The sequence below is a fragment of the Enterobacter sp. PGRG2 genome, from assembly GCF_030291195.1.
In the GTDB taxonomy this organism is placed as follows: domain Bacteria; phylum Pseudomonadota; class Gammaproteobacteria; order Enterobacterales; family Enterobacteriaceae; genus Enterobacter_D.
The window spans coordinates 2425101-2447995 of sequence record NZ_CP127837.1 but is presented as its reverse complement, the minus strand read 5'-3'; the positions used below and the strand labels follow the sequence as shown (position 1 = coordinate 2447995).

At 56.3% G+C, this 22895-nt stretch carries 22 protein-coding genes; 17 read left to right on the top strand and 5 right to left on the bottom strand.

What is annotated here, in order from left to right:
- Positions 1 to 13: 13 nt before the first annotated feature.
- The 8 genes from mrdA (at position 14) to lipA (ending at position 8909) form a co-directional block, all read left to right on the top strand.
- Complete coding sequence (gene mrdA / locus QRD42_RS10685) at positions 14 to 1915, top strand: peptidoglycan DD-transpeptidase MrdA (RefSeq protein ID WP_072567740.1); 1902 nt, start codon at positions 14 to 16, stop codon at positions 1913 to 1915.
- A 2-nt stretch (positions 1916 to 1917) separates the two neighbouring features.
- Positions 1918 to 3030, top strand: coding sequence for a peptidoglycan glycosyltransferase MrdB (gene mrdB / locus QRD42_RS10680; protein WP_072569414.1), 1113 nt, complete (start codon positions 1918 to 1920; stop codon positions 3028 to 3030).
- Positions 3031 to 3040: 10 nt separating this feature from the next.
- Positions 3041 to 4177, top strand: coding sequence for an endolytic peptidoglycan transglycosylase RlpA (gene rlpA, locus QRD42_RS10675; RefSeq protein WP_321987080.1), 1137 nt, complete (start codon positions 3041 to 3043; stop codon positions 4175 to 4177).
- Between the two features lie 140 nt (positions 4178 to 4317).
- On the top strand, positions 4318 to 5529 hold the full coding sequence (gene dacA / locus QRD42_RS10670) for a D-alanyl-D-alanine carboxypeptidase DacA (RefSeq protein ID WP_072567738.1): 1212 nt from the start codon (positions 4318 to 4320) through the stop codon (positions 5527 to 5529).
- A gap of 104 nt (positions 5530 to 5633) precedes the next feature.
- Positions 5634 to 5897 (top strand): DUF493 family protein YbeD, encoded by a 264-nt coding sequence (ybeD, locus tag QRD42_RS10665; protein WP_072567737.1) that lies wholly within the window; start codon positions 5634 to 5636, stop codon positions 5895 to 5897.
- An 86-nt stretch (positions 5898 to 5983) separates the two neighbouring features.
- Positions 5984 to 6625 (top strand): lipoyl(octanoyl) transferase LipB, encoded by a 642-nt coding sequence (gene lipB / locus QRD42_RS10660; RefSeq protein ID WP_072567736.1) that lies wholly within the window; start codon positions 5984 to 5986, stop codon positions 6623 to 6625.
- Positions 6626 to 6778: 153 nt separating this feature from the next.
- Positions 6779 to 7732, top strand: a complete 954-nt coding sequence (locus tag QRD42_RS10655; RefSeq protein ID WP_072567735.1) for a YbeF family transcriptional regulator — start codon at positions 6779 to 6781, stop codon at positions 7730 to 7732.
- Between the two features lie 211 nt (positions 7733 to 7943).
- Complete coding sequence (gene lipA, locus QRD42_RS10650) at positions 7944 to 8909, top strand: lipoyl synthase (protein ID WP_072567734.1); 966 nt, start codon at positions 7944 to 7946, stop codon at positions 8907 to 8909.
- Positions 8910 to 8989: 80 nt separating this feature from the next.
- On the opposite strand, the gene tatE is transcribed toward lipA, so the two are convergent.
- Complete coding sequence (tatE, locus tag QRD42_RS10645) at positions 8990 to 9193, bottom strand: twin-arginine translocase subunit TatE (RefSeq protein ID WP_072567733.1); 204 nt, start codon at positions 9191 to 9193, stop codon at positions 8990 to 8992.
- Between the two features lie 126 nt (positions 9194 to 9319).
- Entirely contained in the window at positions 9320 to 10108 is a 789-nt protein-coding gene (locus QRD42_RS10640; protein ID WP_321987079.1) for a deaminated glutathione amidase, read from the bottom strand.
- Between the two features lie 87 nt (positions 10109 to 10195).
- On the opposite strand from QRD42_RS10640, the gene crcB reads away from it, so the two are divergent.
- Entirely contained in the window at positions 10196 to 10579 is a 384-nt protein-coding gene (gene crcB, locus QRD42_RS10635) for a fluoride efflux transporter CrcB (RefSeq protein WP_321987078.1), read from the top strand.
- A gap of 66 nt (positions 10580 to 10645) precedes the next feature.
- Here crcB and cspE read toward each other — a convergent pair whose 3' ends face one another.
- On the bottom strand, positions 10646 to 10855 hold the full coding sequence (gene cspE / locus QRD42_RS10630) for a transcription antiterminator/RNA stability regulator CspE (RefSeq protein ID WP_004100146.1): 210 nt from the start codon (positions 10853 to 10855) through the stop codon (positions 10646 to 10648).
- A gap of 417 nt (positions 10856 to 11272) precedes the next feature.
- On the opposite strand from cspE, the gene dcuC reads away from it, so the two are divergent.
- The 6 genes from dcuC to ptsP all read left to right on the top strand — a co-directional run bounded on the left by dcuC (position 11273) and on the right by ptsP (position 19088).
- Positions 11273 to 12643, top strand: coding sequence for an anaerobic C4-dicarboxylate transporter DcuC (gene dcuC, locus QRD42_RS10625; protein ID WP_321987077.1), 1371 nt, complete (start codon positions 11273 to 11275; stop codon positions 12641 to 12643).
- 201 nt (positions 12644 to 12844) lie between these two features.
- The gene (locus tag QRD42_RS10620) at positions 12845 to 13168 is read left to right on the top strand and encodes a PTS fructose transporter subunit IIB (RefSeq protein WP_072567729.1); all 324 of its coding nucleotides are present in this window, start codon (positions 12845 to 12847) and stop codon (positions 13166 to 13168) included.
- Between the two features lie 22 nt (positions 13169 to 13190).
- The gene (locus QRD42_RS10615) at positions 13191 to 14438 is read left to right on the top strand and encodes a PTS fructose transporter subunit IIC (RefSeq protein ID WP_321987076.1); all 1248 of its coding nucleotides are present in this window, start codon (positions 13191 to 13193) and stop codon (positions 14436 to 14438) included.
- A gap of 17 nt (positions 14439 to 14455) precedes the next feature.
- Positions 14456 to 15541 carry an aminopeptidase gene (ypdF, locus tag QRD42_RS10610; protein WP_321987075.1) on the top strand — a complete coding sequence of 362 codons (1086 nt, stop codon included), beginning with the start codon at positions 14456 to 14458 and terminating at the stop codon, positions 15539 to 15541.
- Positions 15541 to 16599 (top strand): aminopeptidase, encoded by a 1059-nt coding sequence (gene ypdE, locus QRD42_RS10605; RefSeq protein WP_321987074.1) that lies wholly within the window; start codon positions 15541 to 15543, stop codon positions 16597 to 16599. The genes ypdF and ypdE overlap by 1 nt, the downstream gene beginning before the upstream one ends.
- Entirely contained in the window at positions 16593 to 19088 is a 2496-nt protein-coding gene (gene ptsP, locus QRD42_RS10600; RefSeq protein ID WP_321987073.1) for a phosphoenolpyruvate--protein phosphotransferase, read from the top strand. The genes ypdE and ptsP overlap by 7 nt, the downstream gene beginning before the upstream one ends.
- 2 nt (positions 19089 to 19090) lie before the next feature.
- On the opposite strand, the gene QRD42_RS10595 is transcribed toward ptsP, so the two are convergent.
- Positions 19091 to 19900 (bottom strand): helix-turn-helix transcriptional regulator, encoded by an 810-nt coding sequence (locus tag QRD42_RS10595; RefSeq protein ID WP_318364736.1) that lies wholly within the window; start codon positions 19898 to 19900, stop codon positions 19091 to 19093.
- A 227-nt stretch (positions 19901 to 20127) separates the two neighbouring features.
- On the opposite strand from QRD42_RS10595, the gene rnk reads away from it, so the two are divergent.
- Together rnk and uspG are read left to right on the top strand one after the other, a co-directional pair.
- The gene (gene rnk / locus QRD42_RS10590) at positions 20128 to 20538 is read left to right on the top strand and encodes a nucleoside diphosphate kinase regulator (protein WP_072567724.1); all 411 of its coding nucleotides are present in this window, start codon (positions 20128 to 20130) and stop codon (positions 20536 to 20538) included.
- A gap of 182 nt (positions 20539 to 20720) precedes the next feature.
- Complete coding sequence (gene uspG, locus QRD42_RS10585) at positions 20721 to 21149, top strand: universal stress protein UspG (RefSeq protein ID WP_321987071.1); 429 nt, start codon at positions 20721 to 20723, stop codon at positions 21147 to 21149.
- Positions 21150 to 21223: 74 nt separating this feature from the next.
- Here the strand turns inward: uspG and ahpF are convergent, their stop codons facing one another.
- Positions 21224 to 22786: an alkyl hydroperoxide reductase subunit F gene (ahpF, locus tag QRD42_RS10580; protein ID WP_072567722.1), complete on the bottom strand. Its 1563-nt coding sequence runs from the start codon at positions 22784 to 22786 to the stop codon at positions 21224 to 21226.
- Positions 22787 to 22895: the final 109 nt, after the last annotated feature.

The following is a 22895-nucleotide window of genomic DNA, read 5'->3' as shown; positions in this document are numbered from 1 at the left end:
GATTACGCAGCGGATGAAATTACAGAATTCTTTTCGCGACTATACGGCTGAGTCCGCGCTGTTTGTGCGCCGGGCTGTGGTCGCCTTTACGGGGATTTTGCTGCTTTCTGGTGTCCTGATCGCCAACCTTTATAATCTGCAAATTCTCCGGCATACCGACTACCAGACGCGCTCGAACGAAAACCGCATCAAACTGGTGCCCATCGCCCCCAGTCGCGGCATTATTTACGATCGTAACGGCATCCCCCTGGCGCTGAACCGCACCATTTATCAGGTGGAGATGATGCCGGAAAAAGTCGACAACGTGCAGCAGACGCTGGATGCGCTGCGTGGCGTGGTCGATTTGACTGATGACGACATCGCCAACTTTAAAAAAGAGCGCGCCCGCTCGCACCGCTTCACCTCGATTCCCGTGAAATCAAACCTGACAGAAGTGCAGGTCGCGCGCTTTGCCGTTAACCAGTACCGTTTCCCTGGCGTGGAAGTCAAAGGCTATAAACGCCGCTTTTATCCGTATGGCTCCGCCCTGACCCACGTGCTTGGCTATGTTTCCAAAATCAACGATAACGATGTGAAGCGCCTCGATAAAGAGGGCAAGCTGGCTAACTACGCCGCCACTCATGATATTGGTAAACAGGGAATCGAACGTTATTACGAAGACGTCCTGCACGGGCAGACCGGCTATGAAGAGGTTGAAGTTAACAACCGTGGCCGGGTGATCCGTCAGCTCAAAGAAGTGCCGCCGCAGGCCGGTCATGACATTACCCTGACGCTGGATCTGAAGCTACAGAGCTATATCGAAACCCTGCTGGCGGGCAGCCGCGCGGCGGTGGTGGTGACCGATCCGCGCACCGGCGGCATTCTGGCGATGGTATCCATGCCAAGCTATAACCCGAACCTGTTTGTCGACGGCATCTCCAGCAAAGATTACAGCGCCCTGCTTAACGATCCGAACACGCCGCTGGTTAACCGCGCGACCCAGGGCGTCTATCCCCCGGCGTCAACGGTGAAGCCTTACGTCGCGGTATCAGCCTTAAGCACGGGGGTGATCACCCGCAATACCAGCCTGTTTGACCCAGGCTGGTGGCAGCTGCCGGGCTCCGAGAAGCGTTATCGCGACTGGAAAAAATGGGGACACGGGCATCTGAACATCACCAAGTCCCTGGAAGAGTCGGCGGATACCTTCTTCTATCAGGTCGCCTACGATATGGGGATTGACCGCCTTTCCGAATGGATGAGCAAGTTCGGCTACGGCAAATACACCGGCATTGATCTGGCTGAAGAGCGCTCCGGCAACATGCCAACCCGCGAATGGAAGCTTAAGCGCTTCAAAAAACCCTGGTATCAGGGTGACACCATTCCGGTGGGTATCGGCCAGGGTTACTGGACGGCAACGCCGGTCCAGATGAACAAGGCCATGATGATTTTGATTAACGACGGCGTGGTTAAAGTGCCGCATCTGTTAATGAGCACGCTGGAAAATGGTCAGCAGATCCCGTGGAAACAGCCGGAACAGCCGCCGGTGGGCGATATTCATTCCGGTTACTGGGAAATCGCCAAAGACGGTATGTATGGCGTGGCTAACCGCGCAAACGGCACCGGGCATAAGTATTTTGCCGATGCGCCTTACAAAGTGGCGGCCAAATCCGGTACTGCGCAGGTCTTTGGCCTGAAGGCCAACGAAACCTATAACGCGCATAAGATCGCTGAACGTCTGCGTGACCATAAACTGATGACGGCCTTTGCGCCGTACGATAAACCCCAGGTCGCGGTGGCGATTATTCTGGAGAACGGCGGCGCTGGCCCTGCGGTCGGTACCATCATGCGCCAGATCCTCGACCACATTATGCTGGGCGATAACAATACCGATTTGCCTGCGGAAAATCCGGCAACCGCGGCAGCAGAGGACCAATGATCATGACGGATAATCCGAACAAGAAATCGTTCTGGGATAAAATCCATATCGACCCGACGTTACTGCTGATTATTCTGGCCCTGCTGACCTACAGCGCGCTGGTGATCTGGAGCGCCAGCGGCCAGGACATTGGCATGACCGAGCGCAAGATCGGGCAGATTGCCATGGGACTGGTGGTGATGGTGGTGATGGCGCAAATCCCGCCGCGCGTCTACGAAGGCTGGGCGCCCTATCTGTATATCATCTGCGTTATTTTACTGGTGGCGGTGGACGCCTTCGGCGCGATCTCAAAAGGCGCGCAGCGCTGGCTTGATCTCGGCATTGTGCGTTTCCAGCCCTCCGAGATCGCCAAGATCGCCGTGCCGCTGATGGTGGCGCGCTTTATTAACCGCGACGTCTGCCCACCCTCGCTGAAAAATACCGCTATTGCGCTGGTGCTGATCTTTATGCCAACGCTGCTGGTGGCGGCGCAGCCGGATCTGGGTACGTCGATTCTGGTCGCGCTTTCCGGTCTGTTCGTACTGTTTTTATCCGGCCTGAGCTGGCGTCTGATCGGCATTGCGGCGATCCTGCTGGCGGCCTTTATCCCGATCCTGTGGTTCTTCCTGATGCATGATTATCAGCGACAGCGCGTGATGATGTTGCTCGATCCGGAAACCGATCCGCTGGGCGCGGGCTATCATATTATTCAGTCGAAAATTGCCATTGGCTCCGGCGGGCTGCGCGGTAAAGGGTGGTTGCATGGTACCCAGTCGCAGCTGGAATTCCTGCCCGAACGGCACACTGACTTTATCTTTGCGGTAGTGGCGGAAGAGCTGGGTCTGGTGGGCTTCCTGGTGCTGCTGGCGCTCTATTTGCTGCTGATTATTCGTGGGCTGTATATTGCCGCCCGCGCGCAGACCACCTTTGGTCGTGTGATGGCCGGTGGCTTAATGCTGATTTTGTTTGTTTATGTCTTCGTAAATATTGGTATGGTGAGCGGTATTCTGCCGGTGGTAGGGGTTCCTCTGCCGCTGGTCAGTTATGGAGGCTCCGCTCTCATCGTACTCATGGCCGGGTTTGGTATTGTGATGTCTATTCATACCCACCGGAAAATGTTGTCAAAAAGCGTATAAGAGGTGCGCAATGCGTAAGCAATGGCTTGCAGTCTGCATAGCAGCAGGATTACTGGCAGCATGTACAAGTGACACTCAACAACAGCCCGCGCCGGTTGCGCCGCAGCCTGCGGTATGTAACGGCCCGGTTGTTGAAATTGGCGGGGCTGAGCCGCGCTACGAGTCACTTAACCCTGCCGTGAATCAGGATTACGAACGCGATGGCAAGCGTTATAAAATCGTCCAGGATCCGTCGCGCTTCAGCCAGGCGGGTCTGGCGGCCATTTATGATGCCGAACCCGGCAGCAATCTGACCGCCTCCGGCGAAGCCTTCGATCCCATGCAGCTCACCGCCGCGCACCCGACGCTGCCGGTACCGAGCTATGCGCGGATCACCAACCTGGCGAACGGCCGTATGATCGTGGTGCGTATTAACGATCGCGGGCCTTATGGTAACGATCGCGTGATTTCCCTGTCGCGTGCCGCCGCGGATCGTCTGAACAACTCCAACAATACCAAAGTGCGCATCGATCCGATTATCGTGGCGCAGGATGGCACGCTGTCAGGGCCTGGCACCGCCTGTACGACGGTGGCGAAACAGACATACGCCCTGCCCGCCCGTCCGGATCTGACCGGCGGCATGGGCAGCGCCTCCAGCCTCCCGCAGCCTGAGCAGGCACAGGCTGACGTGCAGCCGATCAGCAACGATACGCTGAAAAGCGAAAACACGCTGGGCGCACCGGTCAGCAGCGGCGGATTCCTCGGCGCGCCGACCACACTTGCAAGCGGCGTGCTGGAAGGTAACGAACCGCCTGCCGCTCAGCCACAGCCTGTCGTGGCTACCCCGGCGCATGCCGCCGCACCGGTTACGCCTGCCGCGCCAGTCACCGCGCCCGGCTCCGTGCAGGGTAGCGTTGCAGCGCCAGCCGCCGCAGGTGCTGCCAGCGGCTATGTCGTGCAGGTGGGCGCGGTCAGCGATCAGACTCGCGCGCAGCAGTATCAGCAGCGTCTGGCACAGCAGTTTTCCGTGCCGGGTCGGGTGGTACAAAACGGCGCGGTCTGGCGTATTCAGTTAGGGCCGTTTAGCAGCAAGGCTGACGCCAGCGCGTTACAGTCACGTCTGCAGAGCGAAGCTCAGCTGCAATCCTTTATTGCCAGCGCGCAGTAAATACCAACAGGGCATCTTACTTTGTCAATTTGTGTAAGTTTCATTCACAAATCATGCGGAAAGTCAGATGCCTGCCCTTATAGCTTTTGCTATAGTAAGGCACTTTTTTTCACTCCATCACGGATGTCGTTGTTCTGACCATGAAGACCACTTTTTCCGTTCGTTTCGTGAAGCGCCTCGCGCTCACCACCGCGCTGACAGCCGCAACTCTGTCTGCTGCCCATGCCGATGACCTGAACATCAAAACCATGATCCCCGGCGTGCCGCAGATCGATGCCGAGTCTTACATCCTGATTGATTACAACTCCGGTAAAGTGCTGGCGGAGCAGAATGCCGATGCTCGCCGCGATCCGGCCAGCCTGACCAAAATGATGACCAGCTACGTCATCGGTCAGGCCATGAAAGCAGGCAAGTTCAAGGAAACGGACCTGGTAACCATCAATAACGATGCCTGGGCAACCGGCAACCCGGTGTTCAAAGGCTCTTCGCTGATGTTCCTGAAACCAGGCATGCAGGTGCCGGTATCCCAGCTGATCCGTGGTATCAACCTGCAATCCGGTAACGACGCCTGCGTGGCGATGGCCGATTTTGCCGCGGGCAGCCAGGACGCTTTTGTCGGCCTGATGAACAGCTACGTTAACGCGCTGGGCCTGAAAAACTCCCATTTCCAGACCGTTCACGGCCTGGACGCTGAAGGTCAGTACAGCTCCGCCCGCGATATGGCGCTGATTGGCCAGGCGCTGATCCGCGATGTGCCAAACGAATACTCTATTTATAAAGAGAAAGAGTTCACCTTTAACGGCATCCGCCAGACCAACCGCAACGGTTTGCTGTGGGACAACAGCCTGAACGTTGACGGTATTAAAACCGGTCATACCGATAAAGCAGGCTATAACCTGGTGGCTTCGGCAACCGAAGGCCAGATGCGTCTGATTTCCGCCGTGATGGGCGGGCGCACCTTTAAAGGCCGTGAAACCGAAAGCAAAAAACTGCTGACCTGGGGCTTCCGTTTCTTTGAAACTGTTAACCCGATCAAAGCAGGTAAAGAGTTTGCTTCTGAACCCGCCTGGTTTGGCGACAGCGATCGCGCCTCCCTCGGCGTGGATAAAGATGTTTATCTGACCATTCCGCGCGGCCGCATGAAAGATCTGAAGGCCAGCTATGTGCTGACCAGCACGGAGCTGCACGCGCCGCTGCAAAAAAATCAGGTAGTGGGCACCATTAACTTCCAGCTTGATGGCAAAACCATTGAACAGCGTCCGCTGGTGGTGTTGCAGGAAATTCCGGAAGGCAATTTCTTTGGCAAAATCATTGATTATATCAAGCTGATGTTCCACCACTGGTTTGGTTAAAAATTCAGCACTTGAAAGTCTGAATTTCATCCCCATATACTATGCATCAATAAAACTCCCGCCCTGTGGCGGGAGTTGTTCTTTTTTGTAACGCCGGAGCTGACATGAAAACCAAACTTAACGAACTGCTTGAATTCCCGACTCCCTTTACTTACAAAGTAATGGGTCAGGCGAAACCGGAGCTGGTTGATCAGGTGGTGGAAGTGGTACAGCGCCATGCGCCTGGTGACTACTCTCCGCAGGTAAAACCGAGCAGCAAAGGCAATTACCACTCGGTCTCTATCACTATCACCGCGACGCATATTGAGCAGGTTGAAACCCTGTACGAAGAGCTCGGCAATATCGACATCGTGCGTATGGTACTGTAATTAACAGGCGTGTTACCTGGGCATCTCAGGTAACACGTCATTATGATATACTCCTGCCACCCTTCCCTCTCTCCGGAGATGCTGTTTTGCTTCAGGATACGATCCTTATCCGTCACCTTGGTTTACAGCCTTACGAGCCCGTCTCCCTGGCAATGCATGAATTCACCGATACCCGCGACGACGCCACGCCTGATGAAATCTGGCTGGTGGAACATCATCCGGTGTTTACCCAGGGCCAGGCCGGAAAAGCCGAACATGTGCTGATGCCAGGGGATATTCCCGTGATCCAGAGCGACCGTGGCGGCCAGGTAACCTATCACGGACCGGGTCAGCAGGTAATGTACGTGCTGTTAAACCTGAAACGCCGCAAGCTGGGCGTACGCGAACTGGTCACCCTGCTGGAACAAACCGTGGTGAACACGCTGGCGGAGTCAGATATTGAAGCTTATCCCCGCGCGGATGCGCCTGGCGTCTATGTGAGCGGCAAGAAAATCTGTTCGCTGGGACTGCGCATTCGCAAAGGCTGTTCTTTTCACGGCCTGGCGTTAAATATCGCCATGGATCTTGCTCCTTTCCAGCGCATTAATCCCTGCGGTTATGCAGGAATGGAAATGGCGCAAATGAGCCAGTGGGTTGCTGACGCCAGCACCGATAAAACCGGCCCGCGATTAGTCGCTAATTTCCTAAATTTACTTAATAATCCCCCGCATCAACATATTAGCGTCTAATATATTATTCATGCTGACGATTTCATCTGGGGTCAGCAGGAAAATCAAAGCGCAGGGCAATCACTGCTGGTGATTGCCTGTCCTGCGCGCTAATAATCATCACACTTATTTGTTATGCATTATTCATCGCATGAATAAATTCGGAGTTTACGCGTGGATTATAATGACCCGTCGGAAAATCGAATAACAGAACGTCCCGAGGACGCAAAACCGCAGATCTTCCGTACATTGCGCAATATCGATCTTAATTTATTGACGATTTTCGAAGCCGTTTACGTGCATAAAGGCATTGTGAATGCGGCAAAAGTGCTTAATCTCACTCCGTCAGCCATCAGCCAGTCCATTCAGAAGCTCCGTACTATCTTTCCCGATCCGCTGTTTATCCGTAAAGGCCAGGGCGTGACGCCAACGGCCTATGCGACGCATTTGCACGAATATATCAGCCTGGGACTGGAGTCTATTCTGGGGGCGCTGGATCTCACCGGTAGCTATGATAAACAGCGCACCATTACGCTGGGCACGCCGCCCTCGCTTGGCGCGCTGGTTATTCCGACCATTTATCAGGCTATCAAAGCACAGTCGCCGCATTTGCTGCTGCGCAATATTCCCATTAACGACGGGGAAAGCCAGCTCAGTCAGTTTCAGACTGATTTAATTATCGATACGCATCTGCCGAGCACCCGCGCGCTTAATCAGCATGTGCTCTATTCTGACCGTCTGGTGCTAATGTGCCGAAAAGATCATCCTTGCCTGCAACAGCCCATTACTGAAGAGGCGCTGCGCCAGTATGAGCACACGATGTTGATGCTGGAAGGACAGCACCTGAGCGTATTACGTCAGCGCATACAGGAACTCTTCCCTGAGCGTCAGGTGAGCTTTAGCAGTTACAATATGTTCACCATTGCAGCACTGATCGGCAACAGTGACCTGTTGGGGCTGATGCCCTTCCGTTTATTTACCCTGTTCAGCGCCTGCTGGCCGTTACAGGAGATTGAATTCCCGGCAGTCAGCAATGAGCAGATTGAAATTTCTCTGTATTACAACAAGTTGAGTATGCGCGATCCGGTACTGGAAAACGTCATCAATGTAATATCCCGTGCATTCTGACGGGAGAGTTTGCCTGACATAACGGCGGCGTGCCCTGGCAGTAAAGGCACAAATCAACAACTATTTTACAATTTGCCGGGCCGTCAGGCTGCTTTATCACCCTTTTCAATGGTATACTGCGGCGCAGCTAATTCAAAAATAGTTGATAAATACAACATTCCCTTGAATTGAAAAGCTTTCCTTCGTTATTCGCAACTGGAACACGCACGCTATGAGTAAACCCATTGTGATGGAACGCGGTGTTAAATACCGCGACGCCGATAAGATGGCTCTTATCCCGGTCAAAAACGTGGTAACAGAGCGTGAAGCCCTGTTAAGAAAACCGGAGTGGATGAAAATCAAACTCCCGGCAGACTCCACCCGTATCCAGGGTATCAAAGCGGCTATGCGCAAAAACGGCCTGCACTCTGTTTGCGAAGAGGCGTCATGCCCGAACCTTGCGGAGTGTTTCAACCACGGCACCGCCACCTTTATGATCCTCGGCGCGATTTGTACCCGCCGTTGCCCGTTCTGTGACGTTGCTCATGGTCGTCCGGTCGCGCCTGATGCGAATGAACCGAATAAACTGGCGCAAACCATCGCTGACATGGCGCTGCGCTATGTGGTGATCACCTCCGTGGATCGCGACGATCTGCGTGACGGCGGCGCACAGCACTTTGCTGATTGTATCACCGCCATCCGCGAGAAAAGCCCGACCATCAAAATCGAGACGCTGGTTCCCGATTTCCGTGGTCGTATGGATCGCGCGCTGGACATCCTGAACGCCACGCCGCCGGATGTGTTTAACCACAACCTGGAAAACGTGCCGCGCGTCTACCGTCAGGTACGCCCTGGCGCGGACTATAACTGGTCGCTGAAGCTGCTGGAGCGTTTTAAAGAAGCGCACCCGGAGATCCCGACCAAATCCGGTCTGATGGTCGGCCTGGGTGAAACCAACGCCGAAATCATCGAAGTGATGCGCGATCTGCGTCGCCACGGTGTCACCATGTTGACGCTGGGTCAGTACTTGCAGCCAAGCCGCCATCACCTGCCGGTACAGCGCTACGTCAGCCCGGACGAATTTGATGAGATGAAAGCCGAAGCGCTGGCGATGGGCTTTACCCATGCCGCCTGCGGCCCGTTTGTGCGTTCGTCCTATCACGCCGACATGCAGGCGAAAGGTCTGGAAGTAAAATAAGCACGACATATTTACTTACAGATGCGCATAAAAAAACCGGCCTGATAAGCCGGTTTTTTTGCAAGCCTGGGGCATTGCTATCACTCTTTGTGAGTGAGTTTCTCTGCGGCGATGTCACCGTCTACGGTTTTCTTCGCGCTGCTGTCATCGTCGTTCATGGCTTTCTTAAAGCCTTTGATGGCTGCGCCAAGGTCACCGCCGAGCGTACGTAACTTTTTGGTACCAAACAGCAGCACAACCAGAGCGGCTACCACCAGCAGTTTGGTAATACTAATCTCACCCATAAATACCTTCTTTCATAAAACAGGCTGCGAAATGCGCCCTAAAACCTGACGTTATTAACGGTCATATGACGCGCGCACACAATAGCAATCTGTAACAAGGTGAATCAAGTGTTGTTTAAAAAAACATCACAATAATTGCGGTGGCGCAAAGCGACGGTTTTTAAGCACCGGCAGCTTTTCGCGCGTCTGCATTATACGCTCTCGCGTTAGCTCTGCAAAAATCAGCTGCGGGTCTTCAGCGGCGGCCGCCAGCGTCACACCCTGTGGATCGATAATCCGGCTCTGTCCGATGTTGCGATTACCGCACTCCCCGGCGGCGATCAGATAACAGGTGGTGTCGAGCGCACGGGCCGCCAGCAGCGTAGCCCAGTGCTGCTCTTTCAGCGGGCCGCGCACCCAGGCGGCGGGTAACACCAGCAGATCCGCGCCCCCTAATGCCAGCGACAGCGCCAGCTCCGGAAAACGCAGATCGTAACAGGTCATCAGCCCGACATTCATGCCATCAATCTCAATCAGCGGGGCAATATTATCTCCCGCGTCCACCTGTGCGGATTCCAGCATACTGAAGGCGTCGTAGAGATGCAGCTTGGCGTAATGGGCGATAATCTCGCCGCCGCGGATCGCCACCAGCGTATTGACCGCCCTGCCCGCCGTGGAAGGCACATGCAGGGTCAGCACCGTGGTCATAGTATTGCCGTGGCTTGCCTGCAACAGGCGCGTAATAAAGCCGCCATCCAGCGGCTGCGCCGATTTCACCGACAGCGTCGGGTCGTCATCCCGGCGCGCCAGTAAGGCTTCCGGCAGCACCAGTAAAGCGGCCTGTTGCACGACTGCCTGTGCCATGAGGTCGGCACAGATCTGCGCATTGGTTTCCCAGTACGGCGTCACCGCAAATTGTCCCGCTGCCACCCGCATCGTCACTCCTCAGCTTTTTGCGATAGTCATATTATTCTGACAGCATTACACTCATTCCTCTGACAAATCAAATAGCAGGACATGGCGGTGGGACAACTTCTTTTGGCGGTATTTATTGGCGGCGGAACCGGAAGTGTACTGCGCTGGTTTTTGAGTCTGCGCTTAAATCCTGCTCATCACGCTATCCCTTTGGGGACGCTGACGGCGAACCTTATTGGCGCATTTATTATCGGTATGGGGCTGGCCTGGTTTAACCGGATGACGCATATCGATCCGCTATGGAAGCTACTTATCACTACCGGCTTTTGCGGCGGACTGACCACCTTTTCCACCTTCTCAGCGGAGGTCGTTTTTTTATTACAGGACGGGCGTTTTGGCTGGGCGATGCTGAACGTTGCGCTGAATCTTTTTGGCTCTTTTGCCATGACCGCGCTGGCGTTCTGGATTTTTTCCACCGTCAATGCGCAGTAACCGCTGCGCTCAGCGCAAAAAAAACCCGCTTCTCAGCGGGTTTTTGAATTCTGTCTTATCGCTAACTTAGATAGGCATTACGTTAGCAGCAGAAGGGCCTTTGGCACCGTTAGTGATTTCAAACTCTACGCGCTGACCTTCAGCGAGGGTTTTGAAACCATTGCTCTGGATTGCAGAGAAGTGTACGAACACATCTTTGCTGCCATCTTCCGGAGTAATGAAACCGAATCCTTTGGACTCATTAAACCACTTAACGTTACCTTTAATCTTAGACATCTAAATTACCTTTACATGAAAATACGACACAAATGCTGTGTCGGGTATCAGTACAACAATTGTTATGGGTTTTGTCCAGTCGATATTTACGAAAAAGTGATTAATGTCGCGAACTTTTTTGCCTGCATGGGGGCAACGCCTTTGGCGTTTTCGACAATGAAAGTGTTTCTTTTTACTGGAAAAAAGCGCCGGCAAAGCGCAGCAGCGCAGGGTTGGGGTGCGCAAAATCGTGGTTACAACGCGCCAGCATATTTAGCATGTGTATAGACGTACAGCGTGAGAAGCTGCTTTACTCGTCTGTTTATTGATTTCAATCAGCTATTTTTGCCCATTAATTCGGCACATTGCGTCTTTGTTTTTTCATTTACTTATTTTTTCACAGAATGCTTTGCCGTGTTCTGTCTCTCCGGGGATACCATGTTAACGTTTATTGAACTGCTTATCGGGGTCGTGGTGATCGTGGGCGTCGCGCGCTACATCATCAAAGGCTATTCCGCAACGGGCGTGCTTTTTGTGGGCGGTCTGACGCTGTTAATCATCAGCGCCCTGATGGGTCATAAGGTACTGCCCGCCAGCGCCACCAGCACCGGCTATAATGTCACCGACATCGTCGAATACATAAAAATTCTGCTGATGAGCCGTGGCGGCGACCTCGGTATGATGATCATGATGCTGTGCGGCTTCGCGGCTTACATGACGCATATCGGCGCCAACGACATGGTGGTCAAGCTGGCGTCCAAACCGCTGCGTTATATTAACTCTCCCTATGTGCTGATGATTGCCGCTTATTTCGTGGCCTGTCTGATGTCACTGGCGGTTTCCTCCGCGACCGGCCTTGGCGTATTGCTGATGGCCACCCTGTTCCCGGTCATGGTTAACGTAGGCATCAGCCGCGGCGCAGCGGCGGCAATCTGCGCCTCGCCGGCTGCCATCATTCTGTCGCCGACCTCCGGCGATGTGGTGCTGGCCGCGAAAGCTGCAGAGATGCCGCTGATTGATTTCGCCTTTAAAACCACGCTGCCCATCTCCATTGCGGCCATTATCTGCATGGCGATCGCGCACTTTTTCTGGCAGCGCTATCTGGATAAAAAAGAGAACATCACCCCGGAAATGCTGGATGTGAACGACATCGTCACCTCAGCGCCGTCGTTCTATGCCATTCTGCCGTTCACGCCCATTGTCGGCGTACTGATTTTTGACGGTAAGTGGGGCCCGGAACTGCACATCATCACCATTCTGGTGATCTGTATGCTGCTGGCCGCCATCCTGGAGTTCCTGCACGGCTTTAACACGCAAAAAGTGTTCTCTGGCCTCGAAGTGGCGTACCGCGGTATGGCCGACGCCTTTGCGGGCGTGGTGATCCTGCTGGTGGCGGCCGGCGTCTTCGCCCAGGGCCTGAGCACCATTGGTTTCATCCAGAGCCTGATTTCCATCGCCACCTCTTTCGGTTCCGCGAGCATTATTTTGATGCTGGTGCTGGTGATCCTCACCATGCTGGCCGCCATGACTACCGGCTCCGGTAACGCGCCTTTTTATGCCTTTGTGGAGATGATCCCCAAACTGGCCCACGAAGCGGGCATTAACCCGGCCTATCTGTCGATCCCGATGCTCCAGGCGTCTAACCTTGGCCGCACCATTTCACCGGTTTCCGGCGTGGTGGTAGCGGTGGCCGGGATGGCAAAAATTTCGCCGTTCGAAGTGGTAAAACGCACCTCTGTTCCCGTTGTCGTGGGTCTGATTGTGGTGATCGTCGCCACGGAAATCCTGGTGCCGGGCATCGCTGGTTAATCTTCGCATTAGCCAGGGGCGCAGTGTCATAAAGACGCTGCGCTTTTTTGTTTGTGTTTTCTCCTTTAGCCCCCTTCGCGACCTGCGTCACATTTCCCCTTCACCGCATTAAAAATCCAGTCAATGCATTATTTATCCGGTAACCCGTCCGCTAAACCCTCACCATAATCCCCTCAGTCCCACTCATATCAGGAGTTCATCATGACCAAAAAACTTATCGCGCTCTGCGCCTGCCCTATGGGCCTTGCCCACACTTTTATGGCCGCCCAGGCGCTGGAAGACGCCGCAAAAGCCGCAGGCTACGAGGTAAAAATCGAAACTCAGGGCGCGGACGGGATCCAGAACCGCCTGACCGCGCAGGACATCGCCGAGGCGACGATCATCATTCACGCCATCGCCATTACGCCGGAAGATAACGAGCGCTTTGAATCCCGCGACGTGTACGAAATTACGCTTCAGGACGCCATCAAAAATGCCGCCGGAACGCTGAAAGAAATTGAAGACATGATCGCCGCAGAACACTAATCCCTGGTAATAGGATCAGCACATGGCCATTAAAAAACGCAGCGCAACCGTGGTCGCCAGTCCTTCAGGGGCAGCGGCGACGGTCAACAACACTGTGGCCACCCGTCGTCGCTTTTGGGGTGAGTTACCGCAACATATTATGTCCGGCATTTCACGCATGGTGCCGACGCTCATCATGGGCGGCGTTATCCTCGCGTTTTCACAGCTTATCGCTTACAGCTGGCTGGATATTCCCGCCGATACCGGCATCATGGACGCCCTGAATTCCGGGCAATTCACCGGCTTTAATTTATCGCTGCTGAAGTTCGCCTGGCTGTCGCAGTCGTTCGGCGGCGTGCTGTTTGGCTTTGCCATTCCGATGTTCGCCGCCTTTGTCGCCAACTCCATCGGCGGCAAACTGGCGTTTCCGGCGGGATTTATTGGCGGGCTGATGTCCACTCAGCCCACGCAGTTGCTGAGCTTTGACCCGACCGCGCTGCAATGGGTTACCACCGCGCCGGTGCCGTCGACCTTTATTGGCGCGCTGATCATCTCTGTTGCCGCCGGTTATCTGGTGAAGTGGATGAATCAGACGTTCCGCATGCCTGATTACCTGCTGGCGTTTAAAACTACCTTCCTGATACCGATCCTGTCGGCGATTTTTGTCATGCTGGCGATGTACTACGTGATCACGCCCTTTGGCGGCTGGATCAACGGCGGCATCCGCACCCTGCTGACCGCCGCCGGAGAAAAAGGCGCGCTGATGTATGCCGTCGGCATCTCCGCCACGACGGCCATCGACCTGGGCGGGCCGATCAATAAAGCCGCCGGTTTTGTCGCCTTCAGCTTTACCACGGATCACGTCCTGCCGGTCACCGCCCGATCTATCGCCATTGTCATTCCGTCGATTGGCCTTGGCCTTGCCACCCTGCTTGATCGCCGTCTGACCGGCAAACGCCTGTTCAGCGCCCAGCTGTACCCGCAGGGCAAAACCGCGATGTTCCTGGCGTTTATGGGCATCAGCGAAGGGGCGATCCCCTTTGCGCTTGAAAGCCCGCTCACCGCTATCCCGTCCTATATGATTGGCGCCATCGTCGGCTCCACCACCGCCGTGTGGCTTGGCGCAGTGCAGTGGTTCCCGGAATCGGCGATCTGGGCGTGGCCGCTGGTGACTAATCTTGGCGTCTATATGTTCGGCATCCTGCTTGGCGCGGTGATCACCGCCCTGCTGGTGATTGTCTCGCGCAATATGCTCTATCGCCGGGGCAAACTGATAATCGACAGCCTGTAATGACAAGGATAAATACCATGACACTGCTTAGCCGCCTGCGTGACTGGCTGTCGGACAATGCGCTGGATGCGGTGCTGATCGCCTCCCGGCAAAATAAGCTGCCGCACCTGGGCATCGCCACCAGTTCAGGTTATGTGCTGATCACCCGTGAACAGGCGCATATTCTGGTGGATTTTCGTTACTTTGCCGACATCGTCGACCGGGTTAAGGGCTACCAGCTGCATCTGCTGGATGCCACACATACCATGCCGGTAGTGGTCAATTGCCTGCTGGCCGCTGAAAACATCGCCACCCTCGGCTTTGAAGGCGAGCACGTCAGCTGGCAGACCGGTAATCAGTGGCGCGAGGCGCTGAACGCCAGCCTGGTCAGCGTGTCGCTCGATCCGTTACGGCAGATAAAAAACACGGCGGAAATCGCGCTGATCCGTGAAGCCTGCCGCATTGCCGATGTCAGCGCCGACCACATTCGCCGCTTTATCGCCCCCGGGATGCGTGAACGTGAAGTGGCCGCCGAACTGGAGTGGTATATGAAACAACAGGGGGCGGAAAAGCCCTCGTTCAACACCATTGTGGCCAGCGGCGCGCGCGGTGCGCTGCCGCATGGCAAAGCCTCAGAAAAAGTCATAGTCGCGGGTGAGTTCGTCACCCTCGATTTCGGCTGCCAGTACCAGGGATACTGTTCGGATATGACGAGGACTTTCCTTGTCGCCGGACGCGACACGCCGCCCGAAGAGACGCCGCTTTACGACATTTATCAGATCGTCTTACGCGCGCAGCGGGCGGCGATTAACGCCATCCGCCCCGGCGTGCTGTGCCGGGAGGTGGATGCCGCCGCACGCCGGCTCATCGCTGATGCAGGCTATGGCGATCGCTTCGGCCATAACACCGGCCATGCGGTCGGAATAGATGTGCATGAAAATCCGCGTTTCGCGCCTTCTGACGCCACGCCTTTACAGCCGGGCATGGTGCTGACCGTCGAGCCGGGGATTTACCTGCCCGGCGAAGGCGGCGTGCGCATCGAAGATATGGTGCTGGTCACCGACAGCGGTCATGAGGTGCTGTATCGCCAGCCAACGGAACTGCAACTGACGGGAGAATGCTGATGGATGTCGCATTACTGAAAGCGCTCAGTGAGGCGGATGCCATTGCTGCCGCCGAGCAGGAAGTGCGGGATATTTTCCTTCGCGAAGCGCAGAAGTACGGCAAAGCGGTGCAGTTTGACGGGCTGGGGTCGGTGCTGATCCGGCTTAACGACAGCGCCGGGCCAAAAGTAATGATATGCGCCCATATGGATGAAGTTGGCTTTATCGTACGCAGCATCAGCCGCGACGGGGCGATTGACGTATTGCCCGTCGGCAATGTGCGCCTGAGCGCGCGCACCCTTCAGCCGGTGCGCATTACTACCCGCGACGGACAGAAAATTCACGGCCTGCTGGACGGCGACGCCCAGGGCGGAAATCTGCGCGTCGATATCGGCGCCGCAAGCCAGCAGGAGGTCAGCGCCGCAGGCATTGCCCCCGGCGATCGCGTCACCTTTGCCAGTCCATTTCAAAGGCTGCCCGGGCAGCGGGTGATGGGCAAAGCTTTTGACGATCGCCTCGGCTGCTGGCTGTTGCTGTCACTGCTGCGGGAATTGCACGCCACGCCGCTGCCCTGTGAGGTCTGGCTGGTCGCCAGCTCCAGCGAAGAAGTGGGTTTGCGCGGCGGGCAGACTGCCTCCTGGGCGGTGCAGCCTGATGTGGCGCTGGTGCTCGACACCGCCTGCTGGGGCAATAATTTTGATTACGGCCCGGCCAATAACCGGCAGATCGGCAAAGGGCCGATGCTGGTGCTGTACGATAAATCGATGGTTGCGCCGCCGAAGCTCGCCGCGGCTGTGCAGCAGGTGGCGCATGACTATGGCATTACGCTGCAAAACGATATGTTCAGTAACGGCGGCACGGATGGCGGCGCGGTTCACCTGTCCGGTACCGGCGTGCCGACTATTGTGCTGGGGCCGCCCACGCGTCACGGTCACTGCGCGGCCTCCATTGCCGATCTGACGGATCTGGCGGACACACACCGCCTGCTGGTGGCGCTGATCAACGCGTTTACTGCCGCAACGGTCAACGATCTGACGGATTTCAGGTCAGGTTCTCTTTCAGGGAGTCATTTATGTTAACCATCCCCTTTTACTGCCCGCTGCCAAACGGCCTGCATGCGCGTCCCGCCTGGGCGCTGAAAGAACAGTGCGCCGCCTGGCACAGCGATATTCGCTTTATTAACCTGCGCCTCAACACCCAGGCCGACGCCAAAAGCTCGCTGGCGCTGGTGAGTACCGGCACACTGTTTAACGACAGCTGCCGTCTGGAAATCAACGGCAGCGATGAAGAGGCCGCCCGCCGGGCGCTGGAGCACTATCTCGAACATCAGTTTATTGACAGCGACAGCCTGCCGCCCCCGCAGGCAGCTCCGTCTGCCACGCCGTTGCCGCGCTCGCTGGCCCGGCTTAATCCCACGCTTATTCATGCCAGCGTACTGGCAGGCGGCATAGGCGCAGGCCGTCTTACCGTCTGGCAACACGATAATCTTGATCGTTACCGGCAACTGCCCGCCCGCGCGGAAGATAACGCGCGGCTGGAGCACAGTCTGGCGGCGCTGGCCGAACATCTGAACGGGCAGTTGCAGGCGCTGGATGGCGAAAGCAAAACCATTATCAGCGCCCATCTGTCGCTGATCCAGGATGCCGAATTCAGCGGTAATATCCGTCGGCTGATGAGCGAGCAGCGCCAGGGGCTGGCGCAGGCGATCATCACGAATATGGAGCAGGTATGCGCGAAACTGGCGGCCTCCGCCAGCGACTATCTGCGTGAGCGGGTCAGCGATATCCGCGACATCAGCGAGCAACTGCTGCACATCACCTGGCCTGAGGTGCGGCAGGGCAGCAGCCTGACGCTGAATCAGCCGACGATTCTGGTGGCGGAAGACGTCACGCCGAGCCAGTTTCTCGGCCTCGATTTAGATTATTTAAAAGGCATGGTGCTGGAAAAAACCGGGCGCACCTCGCACACGCTGATCCTCGCCCGCGCCCACGCTATTCCGGTATTAAGCGGCCTGCCGCCTGCCTCCCTCAGCCTGCATGATGGCGCTGAGTGCATACTCGACGGCGAATGCGGCGTGCTGGTGATGGCGCCGGACGAGGCAGTGAACGGCTATTATGCGCTGGCGCAAAAGCTGGCGATGAAACGCCACCAGCAGCAAATCAACGATGCCGGTTTACCGGCGATAACCCGCGACGGACACCGCGTTGATATCGCCGCCAATATCGGCAGCGCGCTGGAGGCCCCCGCCGCCTTTGCCAGCGGCGCGCAGGGCGTCGGCCTGTTCAGAACGGAAATGCTGTTTATGGATCGCGACAGCGCCCCGGACGAGCAGGAGCAGTTCGAAGCCTGTCAGCAGGTGCTGGTCAGTGCTGGCAATCAGCCGGTGATTTTCCGCACCATGGACATTGGCGGCGACAAACATATTCCCTATCTGCCGATCCCTCATGAGGAAAACCCGTTCCTGGGTTATCGCGCGGTGCGCATTTATCCGGAGTTTGCCGATCTGTTTCGCACGCAGCTGCGCGCCATTCTGCGCGCCAGCGCGTTCGGCAATGCCCAGTTGATGATCCCGATGGTGCACAGCCTCGATCAGATCCTGTGGGTGAAAAATATGCTGAAGTCGGTGCGTGCCGAACTGAAAGCGGAGGGATTGCGCGTCGCCCCCACCCTGCCGCTGGGCATTATGGTCGAAGTCCCGTCGGTGTGCTTTATCATCGACCACTTCTGCGAGGAGGTGGATTTCTTCAGCATCGGCTCGAACGACATGACGCAATACCTCTATGCGGTGGATCGCAATAATCCGCGCGTGTCGCCGCTGTATAACCCCATCACACCGTCGTTCTTGCGTATGCTGCGCCAGATTGTCAGCACCGCGCACCGCCATCATAAGCGGGTGGGCATTTGCGGCGAGCTGGGCGGCGAAAGCCGTTATCTGCCGCTGTTGCTGGGGCTGGATCTGGATGAACTCAGCATGAGCGGACCACGCATCGCGCCGGTGAAAGCGCTGGTGCGCCAGCTGGATTATGCGGCATGCCGTGAGCTGGCGGAGAAAGCCTGCGAGTGCCGCAGCGCAGAGGAGATCGAGCTGGCGTTAAATAATATCGTGGTGCATGAAGCGCCGCGCCCGCTGCTGGCGCTGGAAACCATTTGCGTTGGCGAGCCGCTCGCTTCACGTGAACAGGTGATCCAGTATTTGTGCGGCAATCTGGCGCTGCATGGCCGTACCGATGCGCCGCAGGCGCTGGAGGAAGATGTCTGGCAACGGGAGGAAATTGTCTCGACCGCTATCGGCTTTGGCGTGGCGATCCCGCATACCAAATCCCCGTGGGTGCGCCATTCCAGCGTCAGCATTGCCCGTCTGCCGCAGCCCATAAGCTGGGGCGCTGACGGGGGCGACGTGGAGATGGTGATTATGCTGACGCTGGGCGAAAGCGAAGGCATCAGCCATGTGAAGGTATTTTCGCAGCTGGCCCGTAAGCTAATGAATACCGCCTTCCGCGACGCGCTCTTTGCCGCCGGAGACGCACCGGCCATTCTGGCGCTGTTGCAGGCGGAGCTGGAGCTGTAAGCCTACTGAAAACGCGCCCGGTACTCCCCCGGCGTCAGCCCGAACTGACGCCGGAACACGCGGCAAAAGTAATCGCTGTCGCGAAATCCACAACGCAGCGCCACCTCGTGTATCGGCAGGTGATATTTCTGCAAAATCATCCGCGCCTTTGCCATACGCACCTGGCGCACATAGTCCACAAAACTCATGGTGCCCTGCCGGGAAAACAGACGCGATAAATGGTTTGGCGTGATGTTAAACAGCGCGGCGACGCTCTCGCGGGTCAGCGGTGTGGCGTAGTTATCCTCGATCCAGTTACAGAGGCTTTGATAAAGGAAATCCGCCCGCGGCAGGGAGCGACCCGGCAGGCTGTTGACCACCTTGCGGCACAGATGCAGCAGACTTAGCACCAGCGGCTGAATAATGTCCTGATCCTGCGGTGTGCGGGCGAGGTGTGTGAGCGCCGTCAGCATCGCCTCCCCTTCCCCGCGCTGCGGATGGGGCAGCTCAATGTTGCGCAGCGGCTGCCGTCCCCGGCTGTCGTGAAAGGTCAGCCCCAGCCACGCCGGGGCGAACACCAGACTTAACACCATCGCCGGTTTATCTCCCGTCTGGCGGATCGCGGTCCGCGCCGGGATAAACAGCATTTCGCCTTCGCCCAGCGCACCGTATTCGCCGCGCAGCACAATATCCAGCCGCGGCCATTCTGCCAGGCTGCCGCCAGCCGCGGGTACGGCAAACCAGATGCGCCCCAGCCGCTGTGGGTTAAGTACCAGGCCACTGAGCAGGTCGGCGAAAAATTGCTGATCGGCGGGTAAGGGATTCTCTGGCATGGGCGCTCCGGTAAAAATCAGCCTGTTATCTTAGCGGATCCTGTGCGGCGGAAAGGCGAAATCATTCAAAAAAAGCGGCGCGGAAAAACGTGGGTGTGAGCTATATCACTTCAATGATCGGGCAAGAATGAGTATCATCGGATCTGCTAAACCCTCGCCGTCTGACGGTGAGGGTTTTTCTTTGGATTAATTCGGTGAATGTCACCGGGAACGACATGGAGTAAGAAATGTCCAGACCTGCCATTATCATTAATGAACGAGACGCCGGGCGCATTGATCGGCTGCTGGAGCAGGCGCCCTACGCCGGGCTGCCCGTTGCCGCCGCGCTGACCGCGGAACTGGATCGCGCGCAGATGTGCGCGCCGGAAGAAATGCCAGCCGATGTGGTGACCATGAACAGTGAAGTGAAGTTTCGCGATCTGACCCGCGGCGAAATCCGCGTGCGTACGCTGGTTTATCCGGCGCAGATGAGCGACAGCACGAAACAGTTATCCGTACTGGCCCCGGTTGGCGCGGCACTGCTGGGCCTGCGCGTGGGTGACAGCATCCAGTGGGAATTACCCGGCGGCGCCTCCACCCACCTTGAAGTGATTGAAATCCTTTATCAGCCCGAAGCGGCCGGTGAATTCAATCGCTAACTCTTCTGATTAAGCCCTGCGCTTTGTCTTGCAGAGGATGCCTGCGCATCCTCTTTCCGGCACGCTCTTTTGTACAATCCTTTCCGTTACGCCTGACTTTTACAGGATGCATGACAAACCTTACAAAAATTGCGGGTTAGTTATGGTTGAATAAGCCCTGGAACTAACAGGGAGACGTAATTATGTATAAGTCCATCATTATGCCGGTTGATGTTTTTGACATGGAACTCAGTGAAAAGGCGATCCGTCACGCCGAATTTCTTGCGCAGTCCGATGGAATTATCCATCTGCTGCACGTGGTTCCCGGCTCGGCGCATCTGAGTTTATACCGCTTCGCCGCAGATATTCGCCGCTTTGAAGAGCATATCCAGAATGAAGCACAAGCGCGTCTGCAAACCATGCTCAGCCATTTTTCACTGCCACCTGAACGGCTCAAAACCCATGTGCGGGTTGGCAGCGTACGCGATGTGGTGAATGAAATGGCCGAAGAGCTGCATGCGGACGTAGTGGTGATCGGCTCGCGTAATCCGTCAATGAGCACTCACTTACTCGGGTCCAACGCTTCAAACATTGTCAGCCATGCGCATGTGCCTGTGCTGGTGATACGTTAAGCCGTTCTGATAAAAACAAAGGCCCGGAAGCTGACGCCGCCGGGCCTTTGATGCAGGTGTATCTTACTTTCTTATCAGATTTTGGTACGGATCAGGTGATCAAAGGCGCTCAGTGACGCTTTTGCCCCTTCACCGGTGGCAATAATAATCTGTTTGTACGGCACGGTAGTGCAGTCACCCGCCGCGAACACACCTTTCACGCTGGTTTCGCATTTGGCGTCGATGATGATTTCGCCCATGCGGTTGCGCTCAATGGCGCCTTCCAGCCAGTTCGTATTCGGCAGCAGACCAATCTGCACGAAGATCCCTGACAGTTCCAGCTGGTGCGTATCGCCGCTTACACGGGCACGATACTCAAGGCCGGTCACACGGGTGCCGTCGCCTTTCACTTCCGTGGTCTGCGCATTCAGGATGATGTCAACGTTTGGCAGGCTGCGAACTTTATTCTGCAATACCTGATCCGCTTTCATCTCTGGCGCAAACTCCAGCAGGGTTACGTGTTCAACGATACCCGCCAGGTCAATGGCCGCTTCCACACCGGAGTTACCGCCGCCAATTACCGCCACGCGCTTGCCTTTAAACAGCGGGCCGTCGCAGTGCGGACAATAGGTTACGCCTTTGGTGCGATATTGATCTTCGCCCGGCACGTTCATGTTGCGCCATTTTGCGCCGGTGGCAATGATCACGCTGCGCGCTTTCAGCACCGCGCCGGAGGCGGTTTCAATCTGGTGCAGGCCGCCTTCTTCTGCCGCCGGGGTCAGTTTGGTGGCGCTTTGCGTGTCGATAACATCAACATCGTAATCATCCACGTGCGCTTTCAGCGCGCCTGCCAGCTTCTGACCTTCAGTTTTCGGCACGGAGATATAGTTTTCAATATCTACAGTGTCGAGCACCTGGCCGCCGAAACGCTCGCCCATCAGACCGGTACGAATACCTTTACGTGCAGAGTACACGGCCGCTGCTGCGCCCGCCGGGCCGGAACCGACGATCAGCACGTCATAGGCCTCACGCTGGTTCAGCTCATCGGCTGCGCGTTTTTCCGCGCCGGTGTCCACTTTGGCGACGATCTCCGTCAGCGTCATACGACCCTGGCCGAACTCTTTGCCGTTCATATAGACTGCCGGAACGCCCATCACGTTGCGATCGGTGATTTCGTTCTGGAACGCGCCGCCGTCAATCGCAGTGTGTTTGATGCGCGGGTTAAGTACCGCCATCAGGTTCAGCGCCTGCACCACGTCCGGGCAGTTGTGGCAGGTCAGCGAGTAGTAGGTTTCAAATTCGAAATCACCGTCGATGTCGCGGATCTGCTCCAGCAGAGACTGCGCTTCTTTTGACGGATGACCGCCCGTCCACAGCAACGCCAGCACCAGCGAGGTAAATTCATGACCCAGCGGCGAGCCAGCGAAACGCGGGCCCTGATCGGAGCCTGGGTTAGCAATACGGAACGACGGCTTACGTACCGCCAGGCTGTTATCTTCAACAAAGGTCACTTTGTCAGACAGTTCGGCGATTTCGACCAGCAGTTCCCTGATTTCCGCCGATTTGGCGCTGTCATCCAGCGTGGCAGTCAACTCAACAGGCTTTGTCAGACGCTCAAGGTAGGCCTTAAGCTGGGTTTTCATATTTGTGTCGAGCATTTTTAATCTCCTGCTAAAAAACATCATCATGCAAGCTGCCTTATCCGGGCTGCCTGAATGCAACTTGAATCATGGTGTTGGGGGAAAACGGGTGCATAGCTGCACCCGG

What these genes read in the sequence shown, in the direction of transcription:
- mrdA (WP_072567740.1), top strand. Translation starts at nt 14, where the DNA reads ATGAAATTACAGAATTCTTTTCGCGACTATACGGCTGAGTCCGCGCTG.
- mrdB (WP_072569414.1), top strand. Translation starts at nt 1,918, where the DNA reads ATGACGGATAATCCGAACAAGAAATCGTTCTGGGATAAAATCCATATC.
- rlpA (WP_321987080.1), top strand. Translation starts at nt 3,041, where the DNA reads ATGCGTAAGCAATGGCTTGCAGTCTGCATAGCAGCAGGATTACTGGCA.
- dacA (WP_072567738.1), top strand. Translation starts at nt 4,318, where the DNA reads ATGAAGACCACTTTTTCCGTTCGTTTCGTGAAGCGCCTCGCGCTCACC.
- ybeD (WP_072567737.1), top strand. Translation starts at nt 5,634, where the DNA reads ATGAAAACCAAACTTAACGAACTGCTTGAATTCCCGACTCCCTTTACT.
- lipA (WP_072567734.1), top strand. Translation starts at nt 7,944, where the DNA reads ATGAGTAAACCCATTGTGATGGAACGCGGTGTTAAATACCGCGACGCC.
- tatE (WP_072567733.1), bottom strand. Translation starts at nt 9,193, where the DNA reads ATGGGTGAGATTAGTATTACCAAACTGCTGGTGGTAGCCGCTCTGGTT.
- QRD42_RS10640 (WP_321987079.1), bottom strand. Translation starts at nt 10,108, where the DNA reads ATGCGGGTGGCAGCGGGACAATTTGCGGTGACGCCGTACTGGGAAACC.
- cspE (WP_004100146.1), bottom strand. Translation starts at nt 10,855, where the DNA reads ATGTCTAAGATTAAAGGTAACGTTAAGTGGTTTAATGAGTCCAAAGGA.
- dcuC (WP_321987077.1), top strand. Translation starts at nt 11,273, where the DNA reads ATGTTAACGTTTATTGAACTGCTTATCGGGGTCGTGGTGATCGTGGGC.
- QRD42_RS10620 (WP_072567729.1), top strand. Translation starts at nt 12,845, where the DNA reads ATGACCAAAAAACTTATCGCGCTCTGCGCCTGCCCTATGGGCCTTGCC.
- QRD42_RS10615 (WP_321987076.1), top strand. Translation starts at nt 13,191, where the DNA reads ATGGCCATTAAAAAACGCAGCGCAACCGTGGTCGCCAGTCCTTCAGGG.
- ypdF (WP_321987075.1), top strand. Translation starts at nt 14,456, where the DNA reads ATGACACTGCTTAGCCGCCTGCGTGACTGGCTGTCGGACAATGCGCTG.
- ypdE (WP_321987074.1), top strand. Translation starts at nt 15,541, where the DNA reads ATGGATGTCGCATTACTGAAAGCGCTCAGTGAGGCGGATGCCATTGCT.
- ptsP (WP_321987073.1), top strand. Translation starts at nt 16,593, where the DNA reads ATGTTAACCATCCCCTTTTACTGCCCGCTGCCAAACGGCCTGCATGCG.
- QRD42_RS10595 (WP_318364736.1), bottom strand. Translation starts at nt 19,900, where the DNA reads ATGCCAGAGAATCCCTTACCCGCCGATCAGCAATTTTTCGCCGACCTG.
- rnk (WP_072567724.1), top strand. Translation starts at nt 20,128, where the DNA reads ATGTCCAGACCTGCCATTATCATTAATGAACGAGACGCCGGGCGCATT.
- uspG (WP_321987071.1), top strand. Translation starts at nt 20,721, where the DNA reads ATGTATAAGTCCATCATTATGCCGGTTGATGTTTTTGACATGGAACTC.
- ahpF (WP_072567722.1), bottom strand. Translation starts at nt 22,786, where the DNA reads ATGCTCGACACAAATATGAAAACCCAGCTTAAGGCCTACCTTGAGCGT.